Raw genomic sequence first — 12,297 nt, 5'->3', positions numbered from 1 at the left:
GCCGAACACGCATGTGTTCGGACGGAACCGCGGGCGGGCGCAAACCCCACCGACAGGGCGGACAGGCAGGGTCAAGGAGGGCCAGATTTGGGTCCCCAAATCTCTGCCGCAAAAACCGGGAGGCCCTGGCCGATAGGTTTTTGTGGATGGCCCCCTTGAGGCTGACTGGCCGGTCTGTCGCGGCCTGATCATTCCGGGCGGAGTGCGTTCGTTGAACGCGCAGGGACCGGCATCCCTGGAACAGGGATCGGGCCGCCCCAAGATCGTCCTGGGGCGGCCCATCCTCGTCAGAGGATTTAGTCCTGGGGATCTTTCGCGCTCGGCGGGAACATCACCAGCTCCGAGACCGCGACCGGGAAGTCGAGCTTGAGACTGAAGAACTCCGATCCATCCCCGTTGCGGGTGTTGCGGAACATCGCACCCACGCTTTGGAAGCGGGTGCGCTCCTGGCCATCGGTGTCGGTGAACTTGACGGGGACGGTGGCGACGTAGTGGTTGGTCATTTGGGTTACTCCTTGTTGCGATGGGGATCACCCGGCACGGGGGCAAGAGGCCCGGTCGCAAGCGCAAATGCGGAGGGTCCGCGGCAAGCCGTGGAAGCCGTATTTGTGCTTGCCGAAGCGTGAGCTGAGGGCACGAACGGGCCGACCCCGTGCGATCCACATGCATAGCAAAAAGGAGTGACCCGGATGACCCATGCCATCACCCCGCCGCAACCATCCGCGTCCTCGTCCCGCCAAGCCTGGCCGAGGAGCTGACCGAGCCCACCCGCGTGGATGCGATGTTCCGAAACACCACCCGAGGGACGCGCAGGTGTTCAGCCTCAAGTGGGACGTCTCGACCCCTCGCGTCTTGCCCCGCTGACGATGTGCGTGCGGGGCGCACCATCCCCAGCCCGTACCGATGCGGATGGGCCGCACTCTGACGGACTGGGTAGAGGGATAACGGTGCTGGCCGCCGCAGACTGCCGATCACGCGTGACCGACCGCACGCGCCATGAGAAATGACGAAAGGGCCGCGCCAAGCGCGACCCCCTCTCTTCAATCCTGCGACGTCTTCTTCGCCGGGTCCGCAACCCGCATGACCGTGAGACCTTTCGCTTCCGCCTTCTGCCCGAGGTTCAGCGCGACCCCGTTGCCGCCGAAGAGGACAACCCCCGTCGCCGCGAACTTGTCGTCCAGCATTTCGTCGTTGCACTTGAACGGTGCCGCCCGCCCGTGCGCGGACCAGCGCGGATCGAAGCGCGCCTGCGCGATCCCGCGTGCCCGGGCCCACCGAGCCGCAATCATCTCCGCCCCGTGCTTGCCACCCTTGTGGCAGAGGAAGATCTCCTGGTTGCGGTTCTGCTTGATCCGTTCGCGAACCTTGTCAAGCGTGTTGAAGATCACATCGACATCGGTCCAGTCGGTGGCGCCTGAGACGATCAGGGGCACCCCCTCGACTTTCGACTTCTCGGCGGTTTCGCGGTCGTGCTGCTCCAGCAGCTGCCGCGCCTCGAAGACCGCCCCGGTCTCCTGCGCCCGGACGCTTGCGCGCGACCCGGCTGGCGGGATGAAGGCGTGGCCGGTCTCGATCTCATAGCATTCCGCCGCCGCCTCGCTCATCACCTCGATGGCGCTGACAATCTCGCGCAGCTGCAGGAAGCGCGCCTGCGCCTCTTCGAGCGCGGTCTCGGCGATCTCCGATCCGTCGTGGGATTTTGCCAGCGCGCCGATTTTGTCGGCGGTGCGGTCGATCTCCTTGCCAAGTGCCACCTTGCGCCGCTGCAGGATCGTCGCGAGCCCATGGGCCAGCGGTTCGATTTCTGCTTCAAGCCCGGTCCCTCGCAATTGACCGAGCAGAGCCTCGAAGCTCTCGCGGATGATGCGGTCGGTCAGAACGTGATCTTCCGGGATCGGAAGTTGTGCGTTCTTCTCGGTCAGTCCGAAAAGTTCGATGGTCTCGTAGGTGTTCGCGGTGTCGTAAGCCATGTCTGGTCTCCAGTATTCAGTTGCAAGGCCACCACGTGAGTGTGGGGGCATGGCCGAATGCCTGGTTTCCGAATCTGCCCGGGTCAGGGACGGCGCAGCCGCCGGCTTGCCGGGCGCAAAAGTTTTCCGAGCGCGGCACCGGACACATGCGCGCCCTCCCGCACAGGACCACCCCATGCCACTCGCCCCGCCCTCGCCGAAAAGTTTTGCGATCCTTGACGCGGGCTGATTTGGGGGCCATCCGGAGGATATGCTTCCGCGCTCATGTGTGTGTGTTTTGACGGTAGGTTTGCCCGACACGAGCAGGCAAACGGCCCGACCGGACGCGGGAGACGAATGGAGCGGCGGGATCGTTTTGGCCTCGGGCCAAAACAGACCAGAGCGCAATCCGGCGGAGCGGCCGGGGAGGGACGTGCTCGCGAGGCGGGCAAACCGGGATGCCGGGCGCAACGCCGCGGTGAGGCCGCATGGCCGAATGCGCGACGGACCGAAGGGCCGTTCTCCCCTGCGACACGCGAAGCCGAGCAGGGGAGGCCGCAAGGCTAAAGCGAAGAAGAGCTTCGCAACATTTTCCTTCCAGCAAGCTGAATAAACAAGCTAGTATCTCGCAAGGCGCCTATTGATTTCCCTAATGGGAAGTCTGCATCTCGGGTGATCACGAACCGCCTCGAGGCCCGACTTGAGGAGGACGGTCGAACAAACCTCGTGACGTTCCATTTCATCGAAGACCCACAGGACGCCGTGCATCGCGATTTCTTGGCGCTCCGCCTCAACCCTGAGTGCTCCGTCTCCGGTAAGGAGAACCCAACCCCTCTCAGCCGCGAGGCAAAATGCAAAGACATCTGGCGTCGATAGCATAGCTTTCGCCCGCTTAAGCTCAGTCGCGCGTGCAGTTTCTTCCGGCGTGAGCTCTTCCACTCTTAGTCCCAGATCGATCAGATCAGGGCCCATCCAGTCGAGAAGTTCCGCTTCATAAAGAATATCTGGAACAACAAAATCATAGGGGAGGTCAAAGAGCCTCGCTGTCAGCGAGGCTCTCTCGATGTCGATCAGGACGGAGGTATCAGAAACAAGAACTTGCACACAGCGACTATGCCATGTGGTCCAAACGTTCTTCCAGTTCTTTTACTCGTATTTCGAGAAGCTCAGCCGCACGAGACAACCCAATCAACCCCTCGGAGAGGGCACGAAAACACAACCTTTGAAAGCGGTCCGGTTCTTCTCGGTCCCAAGGAATGGAATTCGGCTCCTCGAACGGCTCATCCCGCCAACCTCGTTGCTTATAGACCTTGAAAAGGCGCGCAAATGTTGCCTGGTTGATGATCTCCAAATCCTTGCATCGATACGTCAGCGCTTGAATGCTGACGCCAAACCGATCCTTCAGACTAATGAGCTCACCAATGCTTATGTCCGTTCTGCGGGCACCAATCTCCTGCCGTAGCACTTCTGCCGGAACGAGGAACGCACCAGCAAATCGATTTGCGGCGCGTTCTGAATCGCACCCTTCGGCGACCTTAAGAACCATGTGGCCCAGTTCGTGAGCTAAACTGAAGCGCTTCCGTTCAGACCAGGTCTTCTTCTTGATCATGATCACCCGCGCGGAGTGATGCTCTTTTCGACGGACTTTGGCCGCAAGGCCATCGATACGATCAACGTCCAGAGACAACACCTTGATCCCGTGCTCCTCGAGGAGTTCGGCAAGCATTGGAATCGGGTCATGACCAAGCTGCCAAGAGGCACGCATGTTTCGAGCCGCGTCCTCTGCATCACGAACATCGGTCACCCAGTAGGGCGCTTCGTGCGGGGCATCCCACTCCTGGCTCGAAAGATTCAGCAAGCTTTCGACAGCCAGGTACTTTTCAACCATATTGAGCGTCTTGGCTTCGATCGTCGCGATCTCCTTGGCCGACGAGCTGGCTGACTTGCGAAACTCTACGCCCTCCAACTCAAGCTCGTCGTCGCTCAGTAGGAAATCCACAGAGACCTCGAGTGCTCGGGCAAGACTCAGCAGCACGCCCGATCCGGGCATGTCTTCATTGCGCTCGTACTTGCCTATGGCTTGAGCGGACACCTTGTTATCCATGGCATCGGAAAGTGCACGGAGCGAAAGGCCAGATGCCGCCCGGGCTCCTTTGAGTCTCTTGCCAATCATAGCGTCCTCCCAGTGGGTGGTTTACATTTCACCCATATGATTGATATTGTGTAAACCACAACGCTTGAAAGCGCGGCTTTTTGTCCCTATTCTGTAACACGAGGCCAAACGGAAGGCAAATTTGTAAACCGCCCAATCGCCCCAAGAGGCGCTAGAGAGGCAAAGAAGCGAGGAAGCAGTCATGAACGCGCCATTTGCGGGCGACTTGCCAAAAGGAATTCAGAAGATCACGGCGCTGCCGGACCCCGGCCTGGCAGAACTTTGGGACTCAATCATCGTCGAAGCCGAGATGAAGGAGCACCTGCTCTCTCAGGCGGTTCTGAACTTCACTATGCGACCAAAGATGAGCCGAGCCGTGTTGCCGCTCCATGGCGTTATCCTCTTAGTTGGCGCGCCAGGGACAGGCAAAACGTCACTTGCAAGAGGCTTGGCCAACCGGACAGCAGCGGCTTTCAAGGGAGGCAACTTCCAACTGGTCGAGGTTGAAGCGCATGGCCTGACGAGTTCCGCAATGGGGAAAACGCAGCGGGCGGTTTCCGACCTCTTCGCGCAGACCCTTTCAGAGCTTGCCAATGCAGGCCCAACGATTGTGCTGCTAGATGAGGTGGAAACACTTGCGGTCGACCGGTCCAGGCTCAGTCTCGATGCCAACCCAGTCGACATTCATCGAGCCACGGACGCCGTTCTGGTTCAGCTTGACCTGCTGGCAGAATCCCACAAAAACCTGCTGTTTGTGGCGACCAGTAACTACCCGGAAGCGGTGGACGATGCCTTCGTTTCCCGATGCGATCTGGTTCTTGAAGTCCCCCTTCCTGCAAAGGAAGCCTGCAAGACCATTTTGCGGGAATGTCTGTTGGGGCTAGGCAGCACGTATCCTGAGGTAGAAGAGCTTACCAGAGACCGTAGCTTCGATACCTGTGCCGGCGAATTCGTCGGCCTTGACGGAAGGGCGATCCGAAAAACCGTTGCAAACGCGCTCGCCTCGAACACTCAGGTGGCCCTGAATCCTGGTTCGTTAACACTGTCGCAGTTGGCAGCAGCCGCGAAATCAGCCCAAACCAACAAAAAAGCAAATCGGGGGAAGTGATGCCGACCGTAACCCGCCGAACATTCCGGAGCTCTCCGCATCGCGACGCCTTCGCGACATGGGCCGCCATCAGCGCCTTGCTCACCCGGACAAATACCGGAGCGCAGCAAGAACTCGGCAGTGTCGCTGGTATTGCAAGCAGCATAATTGCGGACAAAGCCTGCGAAAACTCGCCAATCATTGTCAGCTGTGAGGGACCGCAGACGCGCATTTACTGTCTATACGATGACGATGCGATCGATGGGTCGGACGTGAACGAAGACGTTCTCGGGTTTGACCCGTTAAAAGGTGATTGGTCGATTTCGCTGCCCTGTGAGCCCGATGACCTCGGTTGGGTTCAATCGGGTTTGAAACAGAAAAGTGAGCGCATCACAGCCCGCGACAAAAACGAAACCAAAAAGCAAGATACCGCCAACAATTCGCAGGGTGCTACGCTCGAAATTGATCTTGAGGGGTTGTTGAAACCATGACATCGGTCATCACATATTCCCGCACCCAGTCTGTCACCTATGTGGCTGATAACATCCTCAAGAGCCTCAAAGACATTATCCGTCTGAGTGGCATGGACCCGACGAATTTCGTGAATGACACGGAAATCAACATGCGCGGCATTAAGGTATGGTTGGAGAGCGAAGACCTCGAGAAGATCACACTGGAGATATACGATCCGGCATCCAATAATTTGATCCTGCGTTGGGACATTGACGTGGCCTACAGTTGGTCTGCTGGAGATGGAAACTTCTGGACGGACACCGATCAACTCCGTTGGGCAATTCGCAAAGCGGGCGTGGCACCGGCAAGCGCCAAGTATGACCTCCTTCTACGTACAAAGCCTGGACGACCTGATGTCCCTGGTTGGTACCGAACCACTGCTCGCTCTACGGACGGTATGGTTCGTCAAAGCCTTGGCTCCACCATCGAACACAATGGTCTGGGAGCGACTGCATCGTATTGGAGGCAGGCATCATGATTTCACTCCCGGACGCATTCAAGAAGTTCAAAAGCCGACTGGAGTTGAACGAGAGTGAGCGGCAGAACGCATCCAAGCGGCAGAAGGAAGTTCGCGAGCACCTGGATAAAGCCTTTCAGATCGACCGTAGCTTTTTGACAGGAAGCTATGCCCGCTGGACCAAGTCCAAACCACTCAAGGATGTCGATATCTTCTTCGTTCTCGGAAAGGACGAGGACCACTATCGAGACAAACACCCTGACAAGATACTGACCGCGTTCTACGATAAGTTGGTTGACGTTTATGGAAGCAGCGCCGTCAAGAAACAGGGACGCTCCGTAGGTGTAGATTTCGGTGTTGTTGTCGATTCAGACGACAACACAGACTACCGGGTTGTAAGCGTGGATGCCGTGCCCGCATTCGCAAACGGAGACGACTACGAGATCCCCAACAACACAACCGGGAAGTGGATGGGAACAAATCCCGAAATCCATGCACAGAAGGCTGTTGCGGCCCACCAAGCCTATGGCAATGAGTGGAAAGGCCTAGTGCGCATGGTGAAGTACTGGAACCAAAACGTCCGCCATGGAGAAAAACCTATCAAGCCATCCTTTCTGATCGAGGTCATGGCGATGGAGTGTCTACATGGCGGGTGGGGCGGCTCACACGATCGCGAAATCCAAGCATTCTTCGCTACGTTGCGCGACCGAATTCACGAGGATTGGCCAGATCCGGCCGGGCTCGGGTCTTCTGTCAGCGATCGAATGGACGCGGCGATGGTAACACGCGCCCAGACAATTCTGGATCAAGCGAACCGCGACATCGCTGCCGCAATCCACTTGGCGCGCCAGGGCAAGAACGGGGACGCTCTGAAAGCGTGGCGCTCTTTCTTCGGGCCAAAATTCCCGCTGTCTTAGAAGGAAAAACCAATGGCTGAGTGGTCTCTATCACTGCTTCTATCGTCGTTGCACGAGGATATTCAGCATCGGCTGTCGACAGCGCGGAAGTCCTTCAAGCATCCGGGTACAAAAGGCGATGCAAGCGAAGCCATTTGGATTGATTTGCTCGCCCAGTACCTGCCCGAAAGATATCAGGTTGCGAGCGCGCACGTCGTCGATAGCACTGGGAATTTCAGCGACCAGATTGATGCTGTCGTTTTTGACCGCCAGTACTCGCCTTTTATTTTCACGTACGAGAAGCAACTCATTGTCCCGGCTGAGAGTGTTTATGCCGTTTTCGAGGCCAAGCAGACGGCAGACGCAAATCTTGTCAAATATGCTCAAGACAAGGTCGCATCAGTCAGAAGCTTGCATCGGACCAGTCTACCGATCCCACACGCTGGTGGGGTCTATCCACCAAAACAACTCATTCCTATTATTGGTGGTCTTCTGACCTTCGAGAGCGAGTGGAAGCCTCCTTTGGGAGCATCTTTCGAGAAGGTACTCAACGAAGGCGCTGGCGATAGAAGGTTGGACATCGGGTGTGTAGCGTCCCACGGGCATTTCCTGTTCGACCAAGAGGGCGAATATGACCTTGTCGAGGGGTCGAAACCGGCAACAGCCTTCTTGTTTGCGCTGATCTCACGCCTCCAGTTCAGCGGCACCGTACCAATGATTGATATCGATGCCTATGGAGATTGGCTGACCAAATAGTAGCCGTAGAGTTAATATTTATTTTGGCATGCCTTCCAACGCCACAAAAACCCTGCCTAACGGGTAGAGCAATCATATACCCAAACAAACACGCCAAAAGGGGAACCGTGATCCCACGGTTCCCCTTTGTGTTCAGATCGTCCTCCCCTCGCGCGCCAATTAGGCGACCAGCGAGAGCCCCGCGCCGGCGTCCTGCGGCTGATCACCGCTGTCGATGAACGGGATGATCGAGAAGGTCTGCCCGCCGCGCTGTTCTTCGTTCTGCACGGCGTTGACGCGCAGGTCGCCATCGGGCGTGTTGATCAGCAGCGACAGGTAGTCATTGCCCGTGCGGCTGCTTTTGGCAATCCAGGCGGAGCCGACGCGGATCGGTGTGCCCCGGGGCGAGCTGACCTCGATGCGGTAATCGGGGTGGGTCTCCTCGGATTTGTAGCTGTTCTCGATCAACATGAACTCCAGATCGAACATCATATTGGCGATGTAGCCCGTGAAGGCGTTGTCGGCGTCCATGGCGGTGAGCTCGCCCGAGAGCGAGCCGGATTTCATCAGGCCGTTCGAGACCAGCGGGATGATCTCGAATTCGCCACTCTGGGCCGCGCGCGCCTCTTTCGTCTGCACCGCGTTGACGCGGAACGGGCCCAAGCCGACATCGATCTGCATCGAGATGTAGGGGTTGCCGCTGGTATTGCCGGTCTCGTTCCAGGCCGTGCCGATGCGCACCTTGCGGCCTGATTTGTTGACTGCCGTCAAGTCAAAATCCGGGCTGCGCTCGGACATCTTGGCCCGCGCCTCCAACTGGATGGCAATATCGAAGCGCGTCGAGTGGATCATGCCGGTGTACTGAGCGGCTGCGGTCTCGACATTGCGGATGAGGGTTCCTGCGAACATGGGATGGTTCCTTTTGGATTGGCCGGTGTCTGACGTCCTTGCCAGCGCATCCGGGATTGCTTTCTCGATCCCTCATGGGATCACAAATCAGAAAGCCTGCTTTCCTTTCAGCCCCGCCCAAAGCTCAGAGCTGCCGTCCGAGAGGGAATGCCCCCGTGCCTCCGGGTGCTGCGCCCCTCCCCTGCCCGTCTGGTCTTGATTGGCTGCCCGGATTTTCTGCGGCGTCCTCCGATGGCGCGATGAAGAACTCCGCCTCTTTTCCGTTCAACCGGTGCCCGCCCCGGTCGGTCAGGCCGATGCAGCTACCATTCGGTAGATAGATGATGAGGTACTGACCGAGCCGGTCCTTGTGGACAACGTAGCCGGTATTGGCCCAATGCACGGTCTGGCCGGCATCGACCGCGGCTTTGATTTCATCGAGTGTCATGTGATCCTCCTTAAGAAGATTGGTGGGGAAACGACGCAAGAAGCCCGATCTTCCGACCGGGCTTCCATGCAGCATTTGTTTGGCAAACGGCCGAGACCTGTCAGGCGCTTTGCGTGGCTTGCGTCGCGCGCGCCGCCATCCAATCTTTCAGGCCAAGAACCGTTCTTCCGGCTGCGACCTCGGAGGCCCAGGCGACCCTTGGGTCGCCGCAGGGCTCATCGCCGGAATGCCGGTCGATGTGGCCATTGGCCATCCATGGCTCAGGCTGGATCCGTCGCAGCCAGTCCGCCATGCTCGGGATGCGGCCCTGGCAGTCTTCGCGGACATGCTGCTCGCCGATCCAGCGCACGGGAATGTCCCGACCTGCGCTATTGGTCAGGGTCAGGCCGAAGACACGTTCGGCATCAAACAGGCCTTGGGCATGGTGGCGCATGGCTCGGTGCGTGAAGAGCGCGAGGTGCTCTTTCGAGGCATCGAACCAGTCGTGTACAGCCTGATAGTCAGACGGCACCCCGCCGAATTTCCGGGCGGAGCTCTCGGCATGATGCAGGGGATGGGCCATATCACAGCCCCTCGTCATAGCTGTGCGCGCATTCGACATAGCGGTCCGCGTGATCGAGAGTGATGCTGTCGCCGGTGATCTCCCAGGTCAGCGTGCCATAGCCGCCCTCGTTGTTTTCGAACCCCGGGTGATGGTGATAGGCAAGCGACCAGGCGAAATCGCCAACTTCTGTGACAAGCGCCTCCGGCAGGTTAACGTCCGCAGGCTGCACCGTCACATCCTCGACATTGCCGGAGTCGCCATAGCCTTCGTATTCGGCAGTGACCTCGCTGATGCCAAGCGCACGTAGTTGCGCGATCAGCTCCGCTCGGGATGCCTTCAAGGTGGTTTCGCGCTCTGCACGCCACTGAGCCGCCATTGCGGCATAATCGATTTGGGGATTGGTCATGGGTCAGTCCTCTTGTCTGAATTTGGGGGGACCGGGCGTGGCATTGGTCTGCGCGCGCCCGGAAAGCGCAGACCGGTGAAATCCAGATCCGCGACGCCCGGCCCACAGCCCTCTTTCACTTTTCAGGCGGCTTGTTCTGCAGCTCTAGCGGCTCCCTGCCCAACGATCCGGGCCAGAATGCTTCCCGCGTCGATCCCATCCCCATGCGGCAGGAACACCCGCAACTGGAAGGCGATGATCTCTGTGAAACACCCCATGGCCTTGAGACCTTCAATCATGCCCCGATCCGCACCACCCAGCTCGAGACGCATCTCGCCTGCGACCCGGCGACGGGTCAGGGTCAGACCCCGGCCCAGATCGACAGGTGCGGTGGTGCCGAGGGCGGCGGTCAACATCTCCTGCGGTGTTTGCGGATTGGAGACGAGGAAGCGGGCGCGCAGCGCGGCCGCCCCTTCTTCGCTCAGCGTGCGCCCGATCATGGCGGTCGCCCCGTCCGGCGTGACCCGGTAGATGCGCTCATTGGTGGTCGGAATATCCTTCCAGATCGGCAGCAGCAGTCCGGTCAGCAGGTAGAGCTTGGTCGTGGTGGTTTTTGGCAGGGATGCAGCCTCGGTATCCCAAAGCCCTGCAAACTCGGGCCTTCCGATGTCTTCCCAGGCCGAGGACTCGAACCGCGCCTCCTCCAGATAGCTGGACCCGTTTGGCCGCACCGCCTTGCGCATCAGCGTGACAATGTCCTCGTCATACATCTGCATAGGGCGCGCAGAGATGAGCGCCGCGCGGCCGGAAGCGCGATTGATCATCGGTAGCTTGTCGGGATTGCGCGATATAGCCTCTTCTGCCCAAAGGACGTGGACCGGGTCGGTGACCTCCAGCCCGATGATCCGCGTTACGGCGCCGGATTTCGGGCAGGTCCAGAGATCCTCGGTGGAGACCTGTTCGATCTTTTCGCCGCGCAGGGTTTCGACGCCGAGATCGAGCGTGCCCGCCGCGCGCGCCCGTTCCGTCTGATCGGCAATCCGGCGCATGAACTCGGCAAAGAGCGCGTTTTGCATGTGGATGGGAAGGGCAAGCACCCGATTCAGAAACCGCTGGATCGGGGGAAGCTCCTCGAGAAGCACACCGTCCTTGTCGATCAGCCGCAGGGCTGTCCAGTCGGTGAAGCTCTCGTAGCTCATCGCCTCAGCGCGCCCGGCGGCAAGATCGGCGAAATACCCACGCAGTGCCGCCCGCGCGATCGGGCTTTCGAGATTGTCCTCCTCGCGGAACATGCCCTGCGAGCCGGTCTCGCGCTGGCCCTTGGTCAGGGCCCCCAGCTGGTCGAGGCGTTTGGCGATCGTCGAGGTGAAACGTTTCTCGCCATGCACATCCGAGGTGCAGACCCGAAAGAAGGGCGCGCTGACCTGGGCAGAGCGATGCGTGCGGCCCAGCCCCTGGATGGCCGCATCTGCGCGCCAGCCGGGCTCCAACAGGTAGTGCCGCCGCCGCTTCTGGTTCTTCGCCGTTTGCGCCGCGTGATAGGATCGGCCCGTGCCGCCGGCATCGGAGAAGATCAGGATATCCTTTTCGCCGTCCATGAAGGCTTGGGTCTCCGACGAATTGCTGCTGGCGGCGCGCTTCTCAATGAAGAGATGACCGTCCTCGGCCTTCAGTGGCCGGATCGATCGGCCCGTGACTTCCGCGACCGCCTCGTCGCCAAGGGCCCAGAGGATCTGATCCAGCGCCGAAGGGATTGGGGCCAGCGTCATCAACTCCATCATGGCCGCGTCACGCAAAGCGAGCGCCTCGCGCGAGACAACCAGCGCCCCGGTCTCATCCCGCAAAGGTTCCGCCACCATATTGCCGTCGATCTCGACCAGCTTTTGCGCATGGATCGGGAAGGCCTGTTCGAGGTAGCCCAGGACGTAATATGCCGCGTCACCGTTATGCGGAGTTCGGGATTTCAACCTGTTGTTCTGCTGATTCATTTTCGGGTTTCCACTTTGGATAATCATGACGCCTCTGCTCTCAACCGCAGAAGGACATCTTCCATGAACTCCCCCTCCAACTCTCCGCTCAGTGGCCGTGCTGACGATCGGGAAGACCCGCTTACGCCAGTCCGTTTCGCGCTTTATGCTTGGCGGAAGGGAAAAGATTGGGTGGAAACCGCGGGTGGCAGAAAAGAGCGACATCGGGGAGGAAATGGCGCGGGTTCGAGCGCGTCTGGCCGATCTGGATGCCGA

13 protein-coding genes and 1 pseudogene are annotated in these 12,297 nt (G+C 59.4%); 5 read left to right on the top strand and 9 right to left on the bottom strand.

Features of this window, described 5'->3' with window-relative positions:
• Window positions 1-296 precede the first annotated feature (296 nt).
• The 4 genes from BMW90_RS23725 to BMW90_RS23705 all read right to left on the bottom strand — a co-directional run bounded on the left by BMW90_RS23725 (window position 297) and on the right by BMW90_RS23705 (window position 4,122).
• Window positions 297-503, bottom strand: coding sequence for a hypothetical protein (locus BMW90_RS23725; protein ID WP_074839964.1), 207 nt, complete (start codon window positions 501-503; stop codon window positions 297-299).
• Between the two features lie 537 nt (window positions 504-1,040).
• Window positions 1,041-1,970: a DUF2493 domain-containing protein gene (locus BMW90_RS23715; protein WP_074839962.1), complete on the bottom strand. Its 930-nt coding sequence runs from the start codon at window positions 1,968-1,970 to the stop codon at window positions 1,041-1,043.
• A 597-nt stretch (window positions 1,971-2,567) separates the two neighbouring features.
• Entirely contained in the window at window positions 2,568-3,053 is a 486-nt protein-coding gene (locus tag BMW90_RS23710) for a PIN domain-containing protein (protein ID WP_074839959.1), read from the bottom strand.
• 7 nt (window positions 3,054-3,060) lie between these two features.
• On the bottom strand, window positions 3,061-4,122 hold the full coding sequence (locus BMW90_RS23705; protein ID WP_074839957.1) for a helix-turn-helix domain-containing protein: 1,062 nt from the start codon (window positions 4,120-4,122) through the stop codon (window positions 3,061-3,063).
• A 181-nt stretch (window positions 4,123-4,303) separates the two neighbouring features.
• Between BMW90_RS23705 and BMW90_RS23700 the strand changes: the two genes are divergently transcribed.
• The 5 genes from BMW90_RS23700 to BMW90_RS23680 are packed head-to-tail and all read left to right on the top strand — an operon-like array spanning window position 4,304 to window position 7,810.
• Window positions 4,304-5,209 (top strand): AAA family ATPase, encoded by a 906-nt coding sequence (locus BMW90_RS23700; RefSeq protein WP_074839955.1) that lies wholly within the window; start codon window positions 4,304-4,306, stop codon window positions 5,207-5,209.
• On the top strand, window positions 5,209-5,679 hold the full coding sequence (locus BMW90_RS23695) for a hypothetical protein (RefSeq protein WP_074839952.1): 471 nt from the start codon (window positions 5,209-5,211) through the stop codon (window positions 5,677-5,679). The genes BMW90_RS23700 and BMW90_RS23695 overlap by 1 nt, the downstream gene beginning before the upstream one ends.
• Window positions 5,676-6,179 carry an HORMA domain containing protein gene (locus tag BMW90_RS23690; RefSeq protein WP_074839950.1) on the top strand — a complete coding sequence of 168 codons (504 nt, stop codon included), beginning with the start codon at window positions 5,676-5,678 and terminating at the stop codon, window positions 6,177-6,179. The genes BMW90_RS23695 and BMW90_RS23690 overlap by 4 nt, the downstream gene beginning before the upstream one ends.
• Window positions 6,176-7,075, top strand: coding sequence for a CBASS oligonucleotide cyclase (locus tag BMW90_RS23685; protein ID WP_074839948.1), 900 nt, complete (start codon window positions 6,176-6,178; stop codon window positions 7,073-7,075). Before BMW90_RS23690 ends, BMW90_RS23685 begins: the two co-directional genes overlap by 4 nt.
• Before the next feature lie 12 nt (window positions 7,076-7,087).
• Window positions 7,088-7,810, top strand: coding sequence for a DUF6602 domain-containing protein (locus BMW90_RS23680; protein WP_074839947.1), 723 nt, complete (start codon window positions 7,088-7,090; stop codon window positions 7,808-7,810).
• 159 nt (window positions 7,811-7,969) lie between these two features.
• On the opposite strand, the gene BMW90_RS23675 is transcribed toward BMW90_RS23680, so the two are convergent.
• The 5 genes and pseudogenes from BMW90_RS23675 to BMW90_RS23655 all read right to left on the bottom strand — a co-directional run.
• Window positions 7,970-8,698: a DUF736 family protein gene (locus tag BMW90_RS23675; RefSeq protein ID WP_074839945.1), complete on the bottom strand. Its 729-nt coding sequence runs from the start codon at window positions 8,696-8,698 to the stop codon at window positions 7,970-7,972.
• A gap of 124 nt (window positions 8,699-8,822) precedes the next feature.
• Window positions 8,823-9,125: a hypothetical protein gene (locus tag BMW90_RS23670; protein WP_074839943.1), complete on the bottom strand. Its 303-nt coding sequence runs from the start codon at window positions 9,123-9,125 to the stop codon at window positions 8,823-8,825.
• 100 nt (window positions 9,126-9,225) lie between these two features.
• Window positions 9,226-9,687 (bottom strand): DUF6915 family protein, encoded by a 462-nt coding sequence (locus BMW90_RS23665; RefSeq protein WP_074839941.1) that lies wholly within the window; start codon window positions 9,685-9,687, stop codon window positions 9,226-9,228.
• A gap of 1 nt (window position 9,688) precedes the next feature.
• Window positions 9,689-10,075 (bottom strand): DUF6878 family protein, encoded by a 387-nt coding sequence (locus BMW90_RS23660; protein WP_074839938.1) that lies wholly within the window; start codon window positions 10,073-10,075, stop codon window positions 9,689-9,691.
• 122 nt (window positions 10,076-10,197) lie between these two features.
• Window positions 10,198-11,982, bottom strand: a pseudogene (locus BMW90_RS23655) (strawberry notch C-terminal domain-containing protein); the annotation flags it as partial.
• Window positions 11,983-12,297: the final 315 nt, after the last annotated feature.

It is taken from the genome of Marinovum algicola, from assembly GCF_900109145.1.
GTDB lineage: Bacteria > Pseudomonadota > Alphaproteobacteria > Rhodobacterales > Rhodobacteraceae > Marinovum > Marinovum algicola.
This window is presented reverse-complemented; position numbering and strand designations above follow the sequence as displayed.

Bases quoted from the DNA above. Each gene is read 5' to 3' on its own strand.
- BMW90_RS23705 (WP_074839957.1), bottom strand. From the start codon at position 4,122: ATGATTGGCAAGAGACTCAAAGGAGCCCGGGCGGCATCTGGCCTTTCG.
- BMW90_RS23680 (WP_074839947.1), top strand. From the start codon at position 7,088: ATGGCTGAGTGGTCTCTATCACTGCTTCTATCGTCGTTGCACGAGGAT.
- BMW90_RS23725 (WP_074839964.1), bottom strand. From the start codon at position 503: ATGACCAACCACTACGTCGCCACCGTCCCCGTCAAGTTCACCGACACC.
- BMW90_RS23685 (WP_074839948.1), top strand. From the start codon at position 6,176: ATGATTTCACTCCCGGACGCATTCAAGAAGTTCAAAAGCCGACTGGAG.
- BMW90_RS23695 (WP_074839952.1), top strand. From the start codon at position 5,209: ATGCCGACCGTAACCCGCCGAACATTCCGGAGCTCTCCGCATCGCGAC.
- BMW90_RS23675 (WP_074839945.1), bottom strand. From the start codon at position 8,698: ATGTTCGCAGGAACCCTCATCCGCAATGTCGAGACCGCAGCCGCTCAG.
- BMW90_RS23670 (WP_074839943.1), bottom strand. From the start codon at position 9,125: ATGACACTCGATGAAATCAAAGCCGCGGTCGATGCCGGCCAGACCGTG.
- BMW90_RS23660 (WP_074839938.1), bottom strand. From the start codon at position 10,075: ATGACCAATCCCCAAATCGATTATGCCGCAATGGCGGCTCAGTGGCGT.
- BMW90_RS23715 (WP_074839962.1), bottom strand. From the start codon at position 1,970: ATGGCTTACGACACCGCGAACACCTACGAGACCATCGAACTTTTCGGA.
- BMW90_RS23700 (WP_074839955.1), top strand. From the start codon at position 4,304: ATGAACGCGCCATTTGCGGGCGACTTGCCAAAAGGAATTCAGAAGATC.
- BMW90_RS23690 (WP_074839950.1), top strand. From the start codon at position 5,676: ATGACATCGGTCATCACATATTCCCGCACCCAGTCTGTCACCTATGTG.
- BMW90_RS23665 (WP_074839941.1), bottom strand. From the start codon at position 9,687: ATGGCCCATCCCCTGCATCATGCCGAGAGCTCCGCCCGGAAATTCGGC.